Here is a 17,340-nt window from a genome sequence, read left to right as displayed (position 1 = left end):
TTGCTCACGGGCGCCCCTGCAGCTCGACCGCCGTCTTCATGGCTTCTCGGGCGCGGCGACGATCCCCGGCGTAGTCGTAGGCCCGGGCCAACCGGTACCAGTTCCGCCAGTCGTCGGGGTGGGCTTCCACCTCGGTGCGCACCGTCGCGAACAGCTCGTCGGCCGCATCGCGCCGGATACGACCCGACGGCCGCCGCGGCAACGCGCTGGCATCGAGTTCCATCCCGTCTTCGGCGATCAGACGGGCCAGCTTCTGGTGCGCGAATCCGGCCCGCAGCGTGGTGATCATCGCCCACAACCCGATCACGGGCATGATCAACACCGCCAGACCCAGGCCGACGGCGGCGGCGCGGCCCGAGGCGATCATCGCGACGGCCAACCGCCCCAGCAGGACGAAGTACAGCAACATCGCCGCGCACAGGAAGGCGATCAGCAATTGCGTGCGCAGCGCCCTGTTCATTGCAGGTTGAGCAGGGGCTCCAGCCCCACCGTCAGCCCGGGGCGTTCCTGAACCCGGCGCACCGCCAGCAGCACGCCCGGCACGAAAGACGTGCGATCCAGGCTGTCGTGGCGGATCGTCAGCGTCTCCCCCTCGGTGCCGAACAGCACCTCCTGGTGGGCGACTAGCCCGGCCAGCCGCACCGAGTGCACCGGGATGCCGTCGACGTCGGCGCCGCGCGCGCCGGGCAAGCCGGTGCTGGTGGCATCGGGGTTGGGCGGCAGGCCTTTTCGAGATTCGGCGATCAGCTTGGCGGTGCGAGTCGCGGTGCCCGATGGGGCGTCGGCTTTGTGCGGGTGATGCAGCTCGACGACCTCAGCGGACTCGAAGAAGGGCGCGGCCTGCTTCGCGAAATGCATGGACAGCACGGCCCCGATCGCGAAGTTCGGCGCGATCAGCACCGAGGTTTCTGGGCTGTCGGCGAGCCAGGTCTCGACCTGCCGCAGCCGCTCGGCGGTAAAGCCGGTGGTCCCCACCACAGCGTGAATTCCGTTGCCGATCAGGAACTCCAGGTTGCCCATCACCACGTCGGGGTGGGTGAAATCGATCACGACCTCGGTGTCGCCCTCGGTCAGCAGACTCATCGGGTCGCCGGCGTCGACTTCGGCGGACAAGGTCAGGTCCTCGGCGGCCTGCACACCGGCCACCATCGCCGACCCGACCTTGCCCTTGGCTCCCAGCACTCCTACCCGCATGGCCTTCACCCTAGACGGACGGTCCCGCGGGTTTTCTCCACAGTTGAGCGTTGATGCACAGGCTGCGCCTTTACCGTAGCCCGGGGCGATAATCACCAATAAAATTCGAACATGCATTCGATTGAGGTTTCGTCAGAAGTATCCGCTGCCCTGGACACGCTGGACACCGGCGACGCTGCGATTCGCGGCCTGAACTTCGATGTGCTGACTCCCGCTGTCCGGCTGCTGGTGCTCGAACGGATGGAGGCCTCGCAGCGACGACAGATCGCGGCGAGCCACGACGTGATCGCCAGCCTCGCCAAGGAGGATCCCGCCGACGTGGGTGGCCCCGTCCACAAAGTCATCGGCGACTCGCTGCGGATCAGTTACGCCGAGGCCCGCCGCCGGCTGCACGACGCCGAACAGCTGTCTGAGCGTTTGACTCTCACCGGTCAGGAATTGCCGCCGGAACTGCCGGCTACCGCGAAGGCTTGGCGGGCGGGCGAACTCGATGCGCAGCACCTGCGGGTGATTCAGGGATTCTTCCGCGACCTTCCCGACGCGACACCCGCCGACGTCGTCGACCAGGCCGAGCGATTTCTTGCCGAGCAAGCCGCCAAACTGCGCCCCGATCAGCTGGAAAAAGCCGCGCACCGGCTCGCGCTGCATCTCAACCCCGACGGCAACTTCTCCGATTCCGACCGCGCACGCCAGCGCGCCTTCACCTGGTGCGGGCAACGTAGCGACGGAATGAGCATCGGAAGGCTCGTCGCCTCGCCGGAACTGCGCGCCAACATCGACGGCTGGCTCGCGCGATTCGCCGCACCCGGCATGTGCAACCCGGATGATGAAGCACCCGGTACGGCAGACGAACCCGCCGATGAGGCCACCCATAGGGATGTGCGAACGCCCGGCCAGCGTCGGCACGACGCGCTCAATGCATTGGTCCGCAGCCAGTTGGGTGACCCGAAACTCGGCCGGCACAACGGATTGCCGGTGACCGTCGTCGTGTCAACCACGCTGCAGGAGCTGACGACGGGCACCGGCCGGGCGGTGACGGGCAGCGGAACGCTGCTGCCCATGCGTGACGTGATCCGGATGGCCAGTCACGCCTACCACTACTTGGCCGTATTCGACGAGCATCAAAGCCGACCACTGTATCTCGGCCGTTCTCGCCGCGTCGCCACACCGGATCAACGGGTCGTCCTGTACGCCAAGGATCGCGGCTGCACGCACCCTGGCTGCGACACCCCAGGCTATTGGTGCGAAGTCCACCACGTCGACGACTGGGCAGGCGGCGGGTCGACCGATGCCGACCAACTCACGTTCGCCTGCAAACCCCACCACAAACTCGTCGGAATGGGCTGGCGGACAAGGAAACTAGCGAACGGCCGCACCGAGTGGATTCCACCGCCGCAGTTCGACGTTGGCACGGGAACCAACGACTACCATCACCCCGAGCGCCAGTTCCCCACTCCTATCAGCGAGGGCTAGTCCCAGCCGCCAAACGTCGCCTGGCGAATCAAGAGACGAAGACGCGGCTCATCCTCGTGTCCGGCGTAGGCGTCCAGCCAGGTCCACAGCCGTGCCGCCAGCCAAGCCTCGACCCTGGCGTCCACGCGGGTGACCGCGTCAAGAAGTAGGCAGATCGCGGCGAACGTTTCCCCCACGCCGATCGCGACAAACACCTCATTTCGCTGGGCGGCGTCGAGATGACGGCCCGCAATGTCGGCAAACGACCACGCTAGTTCCGTCTCGGCGGAACCGCTTCCGAGCCTCGATGGCTTCCTGCCGCAGTATCCCCGGCCACGGCCGTAGCTTCGGCGTCGACGCGTGTCGCCGTCGCTCAAAACTGCCTCTGGCGCTGGGTTGGTCACTTCCACTCCACAGATCGCTCGGTGTGCTACCAGACGAATGTATGCAGATTCTGGAGCATTCGCGCGTAGCCCGGACGATGTCCGCACGAAGCAGTACGGTTTGCGAACACCGAAGGGCCGCTTGGGCTGCGCACTCTACGCCCAACGCAGGGCACGCGCATATCGAGATCGGCGCAAGGTCTGTGCGGGGTTTTCGCCGTATCGAGCGGCATGTGCGGCCGCGAAACGACCCGGATTGGTGAAACCCCAACGCGAGGCTATCGATTCGACCGTTTCCAACGATGGGTCCGAATCCAGCAGATCTTGGTGTGCGCGGCGCAGCCGCACCTGCCGCAGGTAACTCATCGGAGACAATCCCATATGGCGCTGAAAACCCTGTTGCAACGCACGTGTGCTGACATGGCTGCGTGCCGCTAACGAGGACACTCGCAACGGCAGGTGCGGCTCGGCTTCGATGATTTCGACCGCGGTCCGTATCGTCTGGGGCGCCACGTGTCTCGCCTCGGCCTCCAGAATCCCGCGGTAAGGGTGATCGGTGGCAAGCAGCAATCCATGCACCAGGCTTTCGATGAATGGACCCGAGACGAGCGGTTGACAAAGCGCGTTGTCAGCCTTGAAGAGTTCGTGATTGAGCATCAACACCATCTGCACCCAGCTGCGCGCCGCACCCCGAGTGGTGAGCAGGCAGGGCTTGAAGGCAACCTGCGATGTCATCTCCTGGCCGACCGCGTCACTGAGCGCATCCTCGACGACATCGCGGTCGACCCGCAGTGTGATCGTTCGGCCACCGCCCGCCCACCGCGATACCAACAGCTCCCCCTCCGGCAGGCACAGAGCGGCACGACCAGGTCCCACCGCGATCGATGAGTCCCTGTGCAGCAGCTCAATTGCGCCCGCGAAGGGAACGCTGACCATGTAGTAGGGACGTTCGTCGAGGCACCGGATCCAGGTATCGGTGCCGAACGCCAGGTCGAGGATGGTCAACGGTCCCAGATGCCCGACACGTTGGGTCAGTGAGAACTGGTTGTCGCGGTTGACCAGGCCCACGGAATCCTGGAACGGAAAGACGGCACGCAGATCTTCAAGCGAATGATGGGTCGTCCGGTCATGGGGTGGCGTATCGGAGTTATGCGCAATCACTTCCGTCCCTTCGTATTCGTTTCAGCGAGTGAACGGTCGCGTGCACCTACCCGCTAGAGCCGCAGACGAGCGCTGTGCGGTCGAATCCTCGCGTAGGGTTGGGAAACATGACTCCGGAGTCTGAGTCGAAAAAAATGGACTTGCAAGTCCAAAAGCTGACCAGAAAGGGCGCCGCCACGCGGCGCCGAATCATCGAGGGCGCCGCCGAAGAGATCCGTGCCAACGGTGTGGTGGCGACCACCTTGGACCACATCTTGGCCCGAACCCGAACGTCGAAGAGTCAACTGTTCCACTACTTTCCCGGGGGCCGGGACGACTTGCTGCTGACGGTGGCTGAGCACGAGGCCGATTTGGTGTTGGCCGAACAACAGCCGTACCTTGGCGAGCTGACCTCATGGGCCGCGTGGCAGCGGTGGCGCGACGCCGTCGTCGAGCGCTACCGCCGTCAGGCACGGTCCTGTCCGATCTCCGTGCTGATATCCGAACTGGGTCGTTCCTCCCCCGACACCCAGGCCGTCACGGCGAGACTGATCCAGCAATGGCGTGACCAGATCACCGCGGGCATTCGGTGCTTGCAGGATCAGGGCAAAATCGATCATCGCGTGGACGCCAACCGCAGCGCTGCCGCGCTACTGGCCGGCATTCAGGGGGGAGCCGGAATCCTTTTCGCTACCGGCGACGCGAGTTTCCTCGAAGCCGCGATCGACGGCGCCATCACCGCTCTGCGGACGGCTACCAAATAGCCGCGACCAGCATATATCGGCCAAAGACCTTCGCAATCAGGACATTACCGTGCCGAGTGTGTCCTAGTAGGTAAAAAATGGCCGCGGCCGGTTGTAGCTTCTGTTGATGCTTGGTGATGCGCCGTTGGGTCGATGAGTTGACCCACCAATGAACGACGACGGCCAGCTGCTTCAGCCCGAGCCCGCGGATTTGCGGATATGGGCGTCACTGATCGAGGTTGCGACGACAGCGTCGATGGGCAAACAGGCTGTCACGTTGGCGCTCATCGAGCGTTGGCACGATCAGATCGCCACCGCTATCCGCAGCTTGCAACGCGAAGGCGCGGTCGACGCCGGGCTCGACGCGGACCGGAGCGCGGCCGCACTGGTCGCCGGAATCCAGGGGGGCGCCGAAATACTCTTGGCCACAGGAGATCCGAGTTATCTGAAGGCCGCAATCGACGACGGCATCCATGCGCTTCGAACCACCCGTGACTAGCAACTCTTCGGGCTGGGGGAAGATCGTCTGCTTGCACTAACCCGCCGCTCGCAGGCAATCGATTAGGATCGGCCGATGGCGCAGCGGGCGACCCGGCAGGTTTCAAAGGCCGGAATCGTGGGCCGGCGTCCGAACCGGCGCGGCAGCGCAACTCGCGAGAACATGCTGGAGGCCGCGTTGCGGTCACTGGCCTCGGGCGAGCCGGGCTCGGTGTCGGCCAATCGCATCGCCAAGGAGATCGGCGCCACCTGGGGCGCCGTGCAGTATCAGTTCGGCGACACCGATGGGTTCTGGGCGGCCGTGCTGCACCGCACCGCCAAGCGACGCGAGGCGACGTTCTCGACACTGTCGACACCGGTCCGACCGAGCGCACCCCTGCGCGAGCGCGTCAGCGCCATCATCGAAACCCTCTACCGGGGCCTGGCGGCGCCGGATTCACGCGCGATCGAAAACCTGCGCGCCGCCCTGCCCCGCGACCCCGACGAGCTCGAGCGCCTCTACCCGCGAACGGCCGCCGAATTGTTCTCCTGGGGCAAGAGCTGGCTGGAAACCTGTCAGAACGCCTTCGCGGGGCTCGACGTCGACCCCGACCGGGTACGCGAGGCCGCCGCACTCATCCCGGGCGCGATGCGGGGCCTGGTATCGGAGCGCCAGCTGGGCTCGTTTGCCGATCTCGATATGGCCCGGCGCGGCCTGACCAACGCCCTGGTCGCGTATCTGGAGCACTCGCGGACGAGATGACCTTAAGGTGGCCGTGTGAAGTCCAAGGACGTCAAGATCCGTAGAGCCGGACCAAGCGATTTCGAGAAGGTCGCGGCGATGCACTATCCGGTGTGGCGGCAGTCGTTGGCCGGAATCCTGGAGGATCACGTGCTCGACGTGATCTCGACACCGAAATTGTGGGCCACGGTGAAGTACCCGGAGGCGCTGAATCAGCCGGGCTGGGGCATGTGGGTCGCCGAGGCCCGCGGCAGGTTGCTGGGGATGACGGTCTTCGGACCCGACGCTGCCAATCCCGATGACTTGAAAATCGACGCCCTCTATACCGCAGAGGAGGCGAAGGGGCTCGGCGTCGGCGTGCGCCTGCTCAACAAAGCCGTACGCTCGAATCCCTCGGGTGACGTCATCCTATGGTGCGCTGAAGAGAACGCCGAGGCACGACAATTCTACGAAGACAACGACTTTCAACTTGACGACCGCAGCCTCGACTGGGTGCCGCTGCCCGGTGTGCGCGTGTCCCACGTGGGCTATCGACGTCGTCAGTCGGCGCCCGAAGGCTGATGCCCTTAAGCGTCGATGACGAGCCGGTCGGCTTCGGCCCGCGACACGCAGACCAGCATCTCGTCGTCACCCACGGCCGTACGACCGCGGTGATCGACCTGTCCGGCAAGCACTTTGACCTTGCACGTCCCACAGAAACCCTGCTGGCAGGAATACGGGGTCGTCGGATCGAGGTCGCGCATGACATCGAGCGCGGAGCGGTTGGCCGGAACGCTGAGCAGTCGCTGCGACCGCGCGAGCTCGAGTTGGAAGGGAGCTCCGTCGACGACCGGCGGGGGGCTGAACCGCTCGTAATGCAAGGGTGCGTCGGCGTGTTCGTTTCGGGCCAGGCGGACCGCCTCGAGCATGCCGCTCGGGCCGCACACGTAGACGGCCGTCGCCGGCCCGGCATCGGCGAGCAGGTCGTCAACGGTGGCGCACCGGCCGTGTTCATCGTCGGCCCACACGGTCAGCCGCTCGGGCGCCACCGCGACCACTTCGTCCAGTAGCGGCATGTAGTCCCGGCTACGCCCGGCATAGACGGCACGCCAATCGATTCCACGCTGCTGGGCCACCTGGATCATCGGCAGAATGGGCGTGACGCCGATGCCGCCGATCACGAATAACACGTCGCGCTCGGCCGTGCCGAGATAAAAGGCGTTGCGCGGACCCTCGAATGCCAGCATATCGCCCACGTCGTACGAGTCGTGCATTTCGATCGAACCGCCACCGCCGTCGGCGATTCGGCGGATGGCGATGCGGTAGTCCGTGCGCCGCCCGGGCGGACCGCACAGCGAGTACTGGCGTCGCCGGCCCGAAGGCAACACCACGTCGATATGCCCGCCGGGTGTCCAGGATGGAAGCAAACCGCCCTGCGGGTCGGCCAAAGTCACGGCGACCACATCGGGCGCGACGAGCTCACGTTTCGTGACGACGGCGGTCTGGGTGCGCGGCACCGGCTTGACCCGCGACGGCTCCCAGCGCGACACGGAGGTGAATCCGTCGAACAATATTCGGATGCCCCACAGTACGGTGCCGAGCCGGTCACGGTCGCGCCGGCCGTACAGGTCGGCCGGCCTACTCGTCCAGATGCTTTCCCGCACAGGCAAATCCCTCACGTTGGCCGTAAGTCCAACCGCGCGAGCAGCCGAATCGCCGAGGGGCTGATCCGACGCATCGCGTAACCGATTCTGGACTCCGCGGCGATCGGCAACACGGCCGGACCGGTCTTGACGGCCTTGACGATCGCCTCGGCGGTGGCTTCCGGCGTGTAGTTGCGTCGCCGATAGGCCGCGTCGGCCTTGTCTCGGGCGCGCGCCTGCTCGTCGGTCGACATGCCGGCGTAGACGGTGTTTTTTGCGATGTCGGTGTTGACGAATCCGGGGCACACGGCGGTGACGGTAATGCCCTCGTCGGCGAAGTCGGCCCGCAGCGATTCGCTGAACCCCAGCACCGCCGCCTTCGTGGTGCTGTAGGCGACCATGGATTTCGAGGGGAGGTATGCCGAGGCGGACGCCACGTTGATGATCGTCCCGCCCTCGCCGCGCTCGACCATCTGCGCACCGAATGCCCTGGTGCCGGAGATGACGCCGCGCAGATTGACCCCGATGATGTCTTCCCAGTTTTGCGAGCTCGTCTCCAGGAATCGACCTGCCATCCCGATACCGGCATTGTTCACCAGGATATCGACCACGCCGTGGTCGATAAGGACCTGTGCGGCAAGATCATTCATCGACTCCTCGTCGCTGACATCGACCTGGTACACCGCGGCCTCGGCGCAGGCGGCCCGAACGGCGTCCGCGGTTTCGTTGGCCGCCGTGAGGTCTCGATCGACGATGACCACCTTGCCGGCACCGTGGCGCGCCAGCTCCACCGCGGTGGCCCGGCCGATGCCGGCACCCGCACCGGTGATCAAGGCGAGCTTGCCCGGTATCTCGTGTGGGCCGCCCGGTGTCGACGGCTCGCTTGCGGCGAGCGGGCCGCCGGCGCTTCGCTCGACCCACTCGCTGGTCAGCCGGGCCACGACATCGGGACGCGAGGTCACGACCCAATGACCGCCTTCGATCGAAACCACCCTGCCCCCAGGGGGAATCGCGCCGGTGAACCGTTGCAGGGCCGGAGTCACGAACAGGTCTTTGCGCGGTGCCAGCACCTGGACCGCGACGTTGGTCTGCGGCAGATCGCGCCCGGGCAGCAGCATCGGCGCGGGCATGTTGGCCCGGTACAGGTTCAACCCGTTGACGTAGTCGGCGATCGACCGCGGCGTTGCGCGACGTTGACTTCGGGTGCTCGATCGGCCGATACGCTCAACCGCCTCAACGACCTTCACGCCGATTCCGGAACGGAAGGCGACCTCGGGCACGACCGGGCAGAGAAAGAAGCCGATGTACATCGACGCCAGCAGCTGCCCGAGGACCTGGGCCAGCGTCCGGGGATTGCGCCCCGACCGCAGGAACCTGCCCGCGTATTGCAGATGCGGGCCCGAGATCGAGGTGAACGAGGCGATCTTGTCCATCACCGAGTCGTCGGTGATGGCGGCCCAGGCCTGAATCGAGCCCCAGTCGTGCGCGAGCAGGTGGACCTGCTCGACCCCGAGGCTGTCGATCACCGCGCCGAGGTCCGACACCAAATGCTCGAAGGCATACCCGGATTGCTTTGCCGGACGCGATGATTCACCGGCACCGCGCACATCGTAGGCCACGAAGTTGTATCGGCCGGGGTAGCTCTGCGCGAACTCTTCGGCGATCGGGTCCCAGACGTGGTGATTATCGGGCCAACCGTGAATGGCGAGGATGGTCGGACGCGCTGCGTCGATTTCGGTGTAGCGATGCACGGCCAGAGCGACACCATTGGATGGCGTGAATCCGAAGTTGATGCTCATAGGTCAGTGCGATGCCCTCGCGGCAGGTGATACGGCCAGATAGTCGACCGCCAGCCCGAGCCCGCCCAACTGTGACGGGTGGAAGCCCGGCCGGTAGTAATCGGCGATGCCGCGCACGAATCGCAGCGGGCCGGGCAGCAGGCCCCGACGGGCTGCGTTGACGTAATCGCGCCAGCGCGGCTTGGCGCCCGGGGGCAGTTGTGGATCCACGGAATACAGATACCGCACACCGCGAATCCACAACAGCAACATCGCTGGCGAGACGACCAGCTGCGCGCGCACCTGCCGCCAGTACCCGGCCCGCAGATGCTTCATGGTGTCGAACGCGACCGCCTTGTGCTCGACCTCTTCGGCGCCGTGCCAGCGCAGCATGTCCAGCATCACCGGATCGGTGCCGATCCCGTCGTGCGCGGGGGTGTTCAGTATCCACTCGCCCAAGATGGCCGTGTAATGCTCGATCGCGGAAACGAACGACACCTGCTCCAATAGCCAGCTGTCCTGTCGGCGTTTGCTCCACCCGGGCCGCGGCCCCAGGATCTTCTCGAACATCCACCGGATCTGGCCGGTGTAGGGCGTCACGTCGATGCCCTGAGCGTCGAACCGGGCGAGCACCCCCGAATGTGCCTGAGAATGCACCGCCTCCTGGCCGATGAACCCCTGCACATCCAGTCGCAGCTGGTCGTCCTTGATCAACGGCAGTGCTCGCTTGAACACCTCGACGAAGAATTCCTCACCCGCGGGCAGCAGCAGGTGCAGGACGTTGAGCATGTGAGTGGTGAACGGCTCGTTGGGCACGTAGTGGACCGGAAGCTTCGCCCAGTCGAATGCGACATCACGGGCCTCGAGCACGAGCCGCTCGTGGTCGAGTGACGCGTCGTGCGGACCTGCGGCCTGGTCGTCGACGGTGAACATCGTGGCCCCCTACCTCAGCGTGACACCGAGCATCGTCGTCTCGGTGAACATCGGGCATGGCAAGTATAAGTTCGCCGACCGAATATGCGAAACCGCCGGTACCGGGTTTTCTCCAGGCCGTATAGATGGGCGGTCTTAGATGGGCGCGGCACCGCGGAGATGTTCGAAGATCAATGAGGTCTGGGTCCCGGCGACGTCGGCGTCGGCGTTGAGGTTCTCCACCACGAAGGAACGCAGGTCCTCGGTGTCGCGGGCCGCGACGTGCAGGAGGAAATCGTCTGCCCCGGCGAGGAAGTAGACATCCATCACCTGCCGCCTGCCCCGAATCTGGTGAATAAAGCTGCGGATCTTGCCGCGCGCATTGGATTGCAGGCTGACCGAGATCATCGCCTGCAGCGGCATGCCAGCCGCGACCGGGTCGATGTCGGTGTAGAAACCCCGGATGACACCGAGGTCCACCAGCCGCCGCACCCGGCCATGACACGTCGACGCAGCGATCCCGACCGCGTCAGCGAGCGCGTTGTTCGTGATCCGCGCGTCGGCGTGCAGCAGACTCAGAATTCTGCGGTCCACGTCGTCGAGGTCGGCAGGCCGAACATTCTTCGGCGCCTTCCTCAGTCTGTCCGCGATATCCGTTGACCTATCAGTCATATACCGATCTTATGGAATTAACATCAGCCTGTTTGCCGGTTGGCCGAAATTTCTTCACAATTGAGGAATGCGAGTCGGCATTCCCACCGAGACCAAAAACAACGAGTTCAGGGTGGCCATCACCCCGGCAGGCGTCGCCGAATTGACGCACCGCGGCCACGAGGTGCTCGTCCAGGCCGGCGCCGGTGAAGGGTCGGCGATCACCGACATGGAGTTCAAGGCGGCAGGAGCCCAGGTGCTCACCTCCGCCGAGCAGGTGTGGGGCGACGCCGACCTGCTGCTCAAGGTCAAGGAGCCGATGGCGGCCGAATACGCCCTGTTGCGGTCGGGGCAGGTCCTGTTCACCTACCTGCATCTGGCCGCGTCGCGTGCCTGCACCGACGCGCTATTGGCTTCCGGCACAACGTCGATCGCCTACGAGACCGTCCAGAGCGCCGACGGCGCACTTCCGCTGCTGGCCCCGATGAGCGAGGTCGCCGGCCGGCTGTCCGCTCAAGTCGGGGCGTACCACCTGATGCGGACGCAGGGCGGCCGCGGCGTGCTGATGGGCGGGGTGCCCGGCGTCAAGCCCGCCGACGTCGTGGTCGTCGGCGCCGGCACCGCCGGTTACAACGCGGCCCGGGTGGCCAGCGGCATGGGGGCCAGTGTGATGGTGCTCGATCTCAACATCGACAAGTTGCGATTGCTCGACGCCGAGTTCACCGGGCGCATCCAGACCCGCCACTCGTCGGCCTACGAACTCGAAGGCGCCGTCAAACGCGCCGACCTGGTGATCGGGGCCGTCTTGGTACCCGGTGCCAAAGCGCCGAAGCTGATCACGAATTCTCTTGTTGCACAGATGAAACCGGGCGCGGTGCTGGTGGACATCTCGATCGATCAGGGCGGTTGCTTCGAGGATTCGCGACCCACCACCCACGACAACCCGACGTTCGCGGTGCACGACACGCTGTTCTACTGCGTGGCGAACATGCCCAGCTCGGTACCGAAGACGTCGACGTACGCGCTGACCAACGCGACCATGCCATACGTGCTGCGGCTTGCCGACCAGGGCTGGCAGGCGGCCTGCCGGTCGAATCCCGCTCTGGCCAAAGGCCTCTCGACGCACGAGGGTGCGCTGCTGTCGCAGCGGGTGGCCGCCGACCTGGGCTTGCCGTTTACCGAACCGGCCGGCGTACTGGCCTGACGCTCAGCCCTGCCCGGTCAGCCATCCCAGCACCGACCTCGTCACCTCGGCGATCAGCGGCCGCGAAAAGCCCGATGTACGCGTGGTAGTGGTGCTCGAGCTCGGCCGGGCGGTCATGGACCTGCGCCGCGCTAGTCGTTGGGCGCGAGGCTCGCGACGATATCGGCCACCGGACCGGGCTGCGCCTTGCGGAACGACGTTCCCGCCCAGAGGTTCATCCCATGCGGATCTTCCCGCTCGGTCGCGGCCTCCCGAATCGGCAGCGTCATCTGATTGACCTCGGGATAGCCCAGCGGCGCCACGTTGTCGAAGAGACGAATGAACTCGTTTTCCAGGCCGCGCGCATACCGGCCCGAGAACGCGCGCGTGACGATGGTCTTTCCGAAGAGTTGATTCTGCATGGCAGTGCGATGGGCCTGGCTGGTGCCGGCTTCGTCGCTGAGCAGCAGCGCGGTTCCCAGCTGTGCGGCCACCGCTCCCCTGCGCAGCACGCCCGCGACATCCTCGGCGGTGCCCAGCCCACCCGCGGCGATCAGCGGGACGTCGCGATGCGCCCGGTGGATGCGGTCGATCAGCTGGTGCAGCGTCTCGCTGCCGGGGTCCATGTCGGGCGCGAAGGTGGCGCGGTTCCCCCCGGCATCGGGGCCCTGCACCACGAGGCTGTCCGCACCGGCGGCGACGGCCACCCCCGCCTCGTAAAGCGATGTCACCGTGACCATCACCAACAGCCCGAGCGCGCCGAACCGCCGGATCACATCCGGCGACGGCACTCCGTAGGTGAAGGACACCAGCTCCGGGCGGAGGTCGGCTACCACCTCGAGCTTGCGCGCCCAGTCGTCGTCGTGGCCGTACTCGGGCCGGCCGACGTGAACCTGGTAGTGCTCGGCGACGCCTTCCAGCTCGTCTGCGTAGAAGTCCAATGCCACCCAGTCGGCGACACTGGGTTGCGGCACAAGCAGGTTCACACCTAGCGGTCCGGTGGTGGCGGCGCGCGCCGCGGCGACGTCTTCGGCAAACTGCTCCGCGCTCAAGTACCCACCGGGGACGAATCCGAGTCCGCCCGCGTTGGACACCGCCGCCGCCAACGCCGGGCTGCCGGGTCCGCCCGACATCGGGGCGCCAACGATCGGCACCGCGATGTCCCAAAAACCCAGTACCATCCGGCTAGTCCAGCGACGGCGAGCGCCGGCACGGCGCGAGTGAGGAGGCGGACATTGAGCTACCGTACCATCGCCCGAAGTTGTTGCGGCAGAGATCGTTTCGAAGCATACGGACCCAGGACAGCGGCACCGAAGCGCTTGGCCAGCAGCTGGCCGGCCACCGCGTTGACCTCGTCGACGGTGACGTCGTCGATCTGCCGCAGGGTGTGCTCGATGCTGCGGTGCTTCCCATAGTTCAATTCGCTACGACCGATGCGGCTCATACGAGAACTGGAGTCTTCCAGGCCGAGAACGATCCCGCCACGCATGGAGCCCTTGGCGATGCGGCATTCCGCCTCGGTGATGCCGTCGCGTGCCACCGATTCGAGCACGTCGCTGGTCACCCGCATCACGTCGGAGAACCGCTCAGGCAAGCACGCGGCATACACCGACAGCGCACCACTGTCGGAAAACATGTCGACCGACGAGTAGACCGAATAGGCCAGCCCGCGTAGTTCGCGAACCTCTTGGAACAGCCGGGAACTCAGCCCGCCACCCAGGGCGGTGTGCAGCACCGACAACGCCCAGCGATGTTCCCAGGTGCGTCCGGGAGTGCGCACGCCCAGCAGCACGTGCGTCTGCTCGGCATCCCTCTTGGCCACCGAAAGTCCCGGGTGGCCGCTCACGCGTCCGGCCCCTTTGCGCGGCGAAACCGGCTGGCGCCCGCGCACCAAACGCGATCCGAAGTGCTCCCGCACCAACGCGATCACCTCGTCGTGGTCGACATTGCCGGCCACCGCGACGACCATCCGTTCCGGCGTGTAGCGCCGCATATGGAAGGAGTGCAGCTGGGCCCGGGTCATCGCCGACACGGACTGCGCGGTACCGATAACCGGACGCCCGACCGGATGATCACCGAAGAGCGCCGAGAGGAACATGTCACCCAGCGCGTCCTCCGGGTCGTCGTCGCGCATCGCGATTTCCTCGAGGACGACGCCGCGTTCCACCTCGACGTCCTTGACGGCGCAGCGGCCGTTGAGGACCACGTCGGCGACCAGGTCGACGGCCAGCTCCAGATCGCTGTCGAGCACGTGCGCGTAGTAGCAGGTGTGCTCCTTGGCGGTGAACGCGTTCAGCTCACCGCCGACGGCATCCATCGACTGGGCAATGTCCACAGCCGTCCGCGTCGGCGTCGACTTGAACAGCAGATGCTCGAGGAAGTGCGCCGCACCGGCAACGGTGGCGCCTTCATCTCGCGATCCGACGCCGACCCACACCCCGACCGACGCGGAGCGCACCGCGGGCAGATGCTCGGTGACCACTCGCAGCCCGCCCGGCAGCATCGTGCGCCGCAAACCGGCCTGGTGTTCGGGTTTTGCTGCGGCGGTGTGCTTGCCCCGCCGCAGCGCTGGATCAGCTGCTGGCCTTCTAGACTGAGCTGGCGGCATCGGCTGATGCGGTCTCCGGGGCAGGAGCGTCGGGGGCTGACCCATTCTCGGCGCCATCATCCTCGGCCACCAGGACCAGCGAGATCTTGCCCCGCTTGTCGATGTCGGCGATCTCCACGCGCAGCTTGTCGCCGACGTTCACCACGTCCTCGACCTTGGCGATGCGCTTACCCCTACCGAGCTTGGAGATGTGCACCAGACCGTCACGGCCGGGCAGCAGCGACACGAACGCACCGAAATCCGTTGTCTTGACTACAGTTCCGAGGAATCGCTCCCCGACCGTCGGCAACTGCGGATTGGCGATGGCGTTGATCCTGTCGATCGCGGCCTGCGCCGAGGGACCGTTGGTGGCGCCGACGAACACGGTGCCGTCGTCCTCGATGGAGATCTGCGCGCCGGTCTCCTCAGTGATGGAATTGATCATCTTGCCCTTGGGGCCGATGACCTCACCGATCTTGTCCACTGGGACCTTGATGGTGGTCACCACCGGCGCGTACGGGCTCATCTGGTCGGGCTCGTCGATGGCCTCGGCCATCACCTCGAGGATGGTCAGCCGGGCGTCCTTGGCTTGCGACAGCGCACCCGCGAGCACCTGCGACGGGATTCCGTCGAGCTTGGTGTCCAGCTGCAGCGCCGTCACGAAATCCTTGGTGCCGGCGCACTTGAAGTCCATGTCGCCGAACGCGTCCTCGGCACCCAGGATGTCGGTCAGGGTGACGAAGCGGCGCTCGGTCGATTTCGTGCCGTCTCCCGCCTCGATTTCTATGTCGTCGGAGACCAGGCCCATCGCGATGCCGGCGACCGGCGCCTTCAGCGGCACACCGGCGTTGAGCAACGCGAGCGTGGACGCACAGACCGATCCCATCGACGTGGAACCGTTGGAGCCCAACGCTTCCGACACCTGGCGGATCGCGTAGGGGAATTCCTCGACGCTGGGCAGCACCGGGATCAGGGCCCGCTCGGCGAGCGCACCATGCCCGATCTCACGCCGCTTGGGCGAGCCGACCCGGCCGGTCTCGCCGGTGGAGAACGGCGGGAAGTTGTAGTGGTGCATGTACCGTTTGGAGGTTTCCGGCCCCAGCGAGTCGATCTGCTGGGCCATCTTGACCATGTCCAGCGTGGTCACACCCAGGATCTGGGTCTCGCCGCGCTCGAACAGCGCGCTGCCGTGCGCGCGGGGAACGATGGCGACCTCGGCCGACAACGCGCGGATGTCGGTGATGCCGCGTCCGTCGATGCGGAAGTGGTCGGTCAGGATGCGCTGGCGGACCAGCTTCTTGGTCAGCGACCGGAACGCGGCACTGACCTCTTTCTCGCGGCCCTCGTAGGTCGCTGAGTCCCCGGTGAGCCGGTCGAGCACCTCGGCCTTGAGCTCGTCGGTGCGCGCGTCACGCTCGGCCTTGCCGCCGATGGTCAGCGCCTTCGCTAGCTCGTCGGTGGCCACCGAAGCGACCGCGTAGTAGACGTCTTCCTGGTAGTCCGGGAATGTCGGGTACTCACCGACGGGCTTGGCGGCCGCGTCGGCCAGTTCCTGCTGCGCGGTACACAGCGCGGCGATGAACGGCTTGGCGGCCTCCAGGCCTTCTGCCACAACGGTTTCCGTCGGCGCCTGAGCGCCGCCCTCGACGAGCTCGATCACCTTTTCGGTGGCCTCGGCCTCGACCATCATGATGGCGACGTCGGGCTTGCCGTCAGCGTCGGTGCCCACGATGCGGCCGGCCACGACCATGTCGAACACGGCACCCTCGAGTTGCTCGACGGTCGGGAACGCGACCCAGGTGCCGTCGATCAGCGCGACCCGCACGCCCCCGATGGGGCCGGAGAACGGCAGCCCACTTATCTGGGTGGAGGCCGACGCGGCGTTGATCGCCAGCACGTCATACAGGTCGTTGGGGTCCAGGCTCAAGATCGTCACCACGACCTGGATCTCGTTGCGCAGGCCGGAGATGAACGACGGCCGCAGCGGACGGTCGATCAGCCGGCAGGTCAGGATCGCGTCGGTGGAGGGCCTGCCCTCACGACGGAAGAACGAGCCGGGGATGCGGCCGGCGGCGTACATCCGCTCCTCGACGTCGACCGTCAGCGGGAAGAAGTCGAAGTGTTCCTTGGGTGACTTGCTGGCGGTGGTCGCCGACAGCAGCATGTTCTCGTCGTCGAGGTAGGCGACGACGGCCCCGGCGGCCTGCTGGGCCAGCCGGCCGGTCTCGAAACGAATGGTCCGGGTACCAAAGGTCCCGTTGTCGATTGTGGCGGTCGTCTCGAACACGCCTTCATCAATTTGAGCTACAGACATAGGTGTCCGTACAGCCTCTCTGGGTTATTCAGCTTTTTCGCGTGGTCACACGCAACCCGCAGAGGGTTCGGAGCAACCCTCGCGAAACTAAAGTCTGAATGCGGCTACGGCCATCGATCGAAGCGGCCGACCTGCCCCAGATCCGGAGAGCCCGGCTGCCAC

17 protein-coding genes are annotated in these 17,340 nt (G+C 65.9%); 6 read left to right on the top strand and 11 right to left on the bottom strand.

Going from position 1 to position 17,340, the window contains the following annotated elements:
• Positions 1-4: 4 nt before the first annotated feature.
• Both OK015_RS11385 and dapB read right to left on the bottom strand, forming a co-directional pair.
• A complete protein-coding gene (locus tag OK015_RS11385; RefSeq protein WP_268131500.1) occupies positions 5-460 on the bottom strand; it encodes a hypothetical protein in 456 nt (151 codons plus the stop codon).
• Complete coding sequence (dapB, locus tag OK015_RS11380; RefSeq protein WP_268131498.1) at positions 457-1,194, bottom strand: 4-hydroxy-tetrahydrodipicolinate reductase; 738 nt, start codon at positions 1,192-1,194, stop codon at positions 457-459. Before dapB ends, OK015_RS11385 begins: the two co-directional genes overlap by 4 nt.
• Positions 1,195-1,305: 111 nt before the next feature.
• Between dapB and OK015_RS11375 the strand changes: the two genes are divergently transcribed.
• On the top strand, positions 1,306-2,667 hold the full coding sequence (locus tag OK015_RS11375) for an HNH endonuclease signature motif containing protein (protein WP_268131496.1): 1,362 nt from the start codon (positions 1,306-1,308) through the stop codon (positions 2,665-2,667).
• Here the strand turns inward: OK015_RS11375 and OK015_RS11370 are convergent.
• A complete protein-coding gene (locus tag OK015_RS11370; protein WP_268131494.1) occupies positions 2,664-2,861 on the bottom strand; it encodes a hypothetical protein in 198 nt (65 codons plus the stop codon). The two genes, OK015_RS11375 and OK015_RS11370, sit on opposite strands and share 4 nt — an antisense overlap.
• Positions 2,862-3,185: 324 nt before the next feature.
• Positions 3,186-4,190, bottom strand: coding sequence for an AraC family transcriptional regulator (locus OK015_RS11365; protein ID WP_268131492.1), 1,005 nt, complete (start codon positions 4,188-4,190; stop codon positions 3,186-3,188).
• A gap of 134 nt (positions 4,191-4,324) precedes the next feature.
• Between OK015_RS11365 and OK015_RS11360 the strand changes: the two genes are divergently transcribed.
• The 4 genes from OK015_RS11360 (at position 4,325) to OK015_RS11345 (ending at position 6,692) form a co-directional block, all read left to right on the top strand.
• Positions 4,325-4,933 carry a TetR/AcrR family transcriptional regulator gene (locus OK015_RS11360; protein ID WP_268132634.1) on the top strand — a complete coding sequence of 203 codons (609 nt, stop codon included), beginning with the start codon at positions 4,325-4,327 and terminating at the stop codon, positions 4,931-4,933.
• Between the two features lie 148 nt (positions 4,934-5,081).
• Positions 5,082-5,411: a TetR family transcriptional regulator C-terminal domain-containing protein gene (locus OK015_RS11355; RefSeq protein ID WP_268131490.1), complete on the top strand. Its 330-nt coding sequence runs from the start codon at positions 5,082-5,084 to the stop codon at positions 5,409-5,411.
• Positions 5,412-5,573: 162 nt separating this feature from the next.
• Positions 5,574-6,152, top strand: a complete 579-nt coding sequence (locus OK015_RS11350; RefSeq protein WP_268132632.1) for a TetR/AcrR family transcriptional regulator — start codon at positions 5,574-5,576, stop codon at positions 6,150-6,152.
• Positions 6,153-6,167: 15 nt separating this feature from the next.
• Complete coding sequence (locus OK015_RS11345) at positions 6,168-6,692, top strand: GNAT family N-acetyltransferase (RefSeq protein WP_268131488.1); 525 nt, start codon at positions 6,168-6,170, stop codon at positions 6,690-6,692.
• Between the two features lie 5 nt (positions 6,693-6,697).
• Here the strand turns inward: OK015_RS11345 and OK015_RS11340 are convergent, their stop codons facing one another.
• The 4 genes from OK015_RS11340 to OK015_RS11325 all read right to left on the bottom strand — a co-directional run bounded on the left by OK015_RS11340 (position 6,698) and on the right by OK015_RS11325 (position 11,115).
• The gene (locus OK015_RS11340) at positions 6,698-7,780 is read right to left on the bottom strand and encodes a PDR/VanB family oxidoreductase (RefSeq protein WP_268132630.1); all 1,083 of its coding nucleotides are present in this window, start codon (positions 7,778-7,780) and stop codon (positions 6,698-6,700) included.
• A gap of 5 nt (positions 7,781-7,785) precedes the next feature.
• A complete protein-coding gene (locus tag OK015_RS11335; protein WP_268131486.1) occupies positions 7,786-9,552 on the bottom strand; it encodes an SDR family oxidoreductase in 1,767 nt (588 codons plus the stop codon).
• A 3-nt stretch (positions 9,553-9,555) separates the two neighbouring features.
• The gene (locus OK015_RS11330) at positions 9,556-10,464 is read right to left on the bottom strand and encodes a metal-dependent hydrolase (protein ID WP_268131484.1); all 909 of its coding nucleotides are present in this window, start codon (positions 10,462-10,464) and stop codon (positions 9,556-9,558) included.
• Positions 10,465-10,599: 135 nt separating this feature from the next.
• Positions 10,600-11,115, bottom strand: a complete 516-nt coding sequence (locus tag OK015_RS11325; protein WP_268131482.1) for an Lrp/AsnC family transcriptional regulator — start codon at positions 11,113-11,115, stop codon at positions 10,600-10,602.
• Positions 11,116-11,182: 67 nt separating this feature from the next.
• Between OK015_RS11325 and ald the strand changes: the two genes are divergently transcribed.
• A complete protein-coding gene (ald, locus tag OK015_RS11320; RefSeq protein WP_268131480.1) occupies positions 11,183-12,298 on the top strand; it encodes an alanine dehydrogenase in 1,116 nt (371 codons plus the stop codon).
• A gap of 131 nt (positions 12,299-12,429) precedes the next feature.
• Here ald and OK015_RS11315 read toward each other — a convergent pair whose 3' ends face one another.
• The 3 genes from OK015_RS11315 to OK015_RS11305 are packed head-to-tail and all read right to left on the bottom strand — an operon-like array spanning position 12,430 to position 17,178.
• Positions 12,430-13,458 carry a nitronate monooxygenase gene (locus OK015_RS11315; protein ID WP_268131479.1) on the bottom strand — a complete coding sequence of 343 codons (1,029 nt, stop codon included), beginning with the start codon at positions 13,456-13,458 and terminating at the stop codon, positions 12,430-12,432.
• 59 nt (positions 13,459-13,517) lie between these two features.
• Positions 13,518-14,885, bottom strand: coding sequence for a M16 family metallopeptidase (locus OK015_RS11310; RefSeq protein ID WP_442791237.1), 1,368 nt, complete (start codon positions 14,883-14,885; stop codon positions 13,518-13,520).
• On the bottom strand, positions 14,866-17,178 hold the full coding sequence (locus OK015_RS11305; RefSeq protein WP_268131478.1) for a polyribonucleotide nucleotidyltransferase: 2,313 nt from the start codon (positions 17,176-17,178) through the stop codon (positions 14,866-14,868). Before OK015_RS11305 ends, OK015_RS11310 begins: the two co-directional genes overlap by 20 nt.
• Between the last annotated feature and the right edge of the window lie 162 nt (positions 17,179-17,340).

Origin of the sequence: Mycobacterium sp. Aquia_216 (genome assembly GCF_026723865.1) — a bacterium.
Taxonomy (GTDB): Bacteria; Actinomycetota; Actinomycetes; order Mycobacteriales; family Mycobacteriaceae; genus Mycobacterium.
This window is presented reverse-complemented; position numbering and strand designations above follow the sequence as displayed.

Coding starts and splice junctions, on each gene's coding strand:
- OK015_RS11325 (WP_268131482.1), bottom strand. CDS start 11,115: ATGACTGATAGGTCAACGGATATCGCGGACAGACTGAGGAAGGCGCCG.
- OK015_RS11355 (WP_268131490.1), top strand. CDS start 5,082: ATGAACGACGACGGCCAGCTGCTTCAGCCCGAGCCCGCGGATTTGCGG.
- OK015_RS11385 (WP_268131500.1), bottom strand. CDS start 460: ATGAACAGGGCGCTGCGCACGCAATTGCTGATCGCCTTCCTGTGCGCG.
- OK015_RS11360 (WP_268132634.1), top strand. CDS start 4,325: ATGGACTTGCAAGTCCAAAAGCTGACCAGAAAGGGCGCCGCCACGCGG.
- OK015_RS11330 (WP_268131484.1), bottom strand. CDS start 10,464: ATGTTCACCGTCGACGACCAGGCCGCAGGTCCGCACGACGCGTCACTC.
- OK015_RS11315 (WP_268131479.1), bottom strand. CDS start 13,458: ATGGTACTGGGTTTTTGGGACATCGCGGTGCCGATCGTTGGCGCCCCG.
- OK015_RS11375 (WP_268131496.1), top strand. CDS start 1,306: ATGCATTCGATTGAGGTTTCGTCAGAAGTATCCGCTGCCCTGGACACG.
- OK015_RS11350 (WP_268132632.1), top strand. CDS start 5,574: ATGCTGGAGGCCGCGTTGCGGTCACTGGCCTCGGGCGAGCCGGGCTCG.
- OK015_RS11310 (WP_442791237.1), bottom strand. CDS start 14,885: ATGCCGCCAGCTCAGTCTAGAAGGCCAGCAGCTGATCCAGCGCTGCGG.
- OK015_RS11335 (WP_268131486.1), bottom strand. CDS start 9,552: ATGAGCATCAACTTCGGATTCACGCCATCCAATGGTGTCGCTCTGGCC.
- OK015_RS11305 (WP_268131478.1), bottom strand. CDS start 17,178: ATGTCTGTAGCTCAAATTGATGAAGGCGTGTTCGAGACGACCGCCACA.
- dapB (WP_268131498.1), bottom strand. CDS start 1,194: ATGCGGGTAGGAGTGCTGGGAGCCAAGGGCAAGGTCGGGTCGGCGATG.
- ald (WP_268131480.1), top strand. CDS start 11,183: ATGCGAGTCGGCATTCCCACCGAGACCAAAAACAACGAGTTCAGGGTG.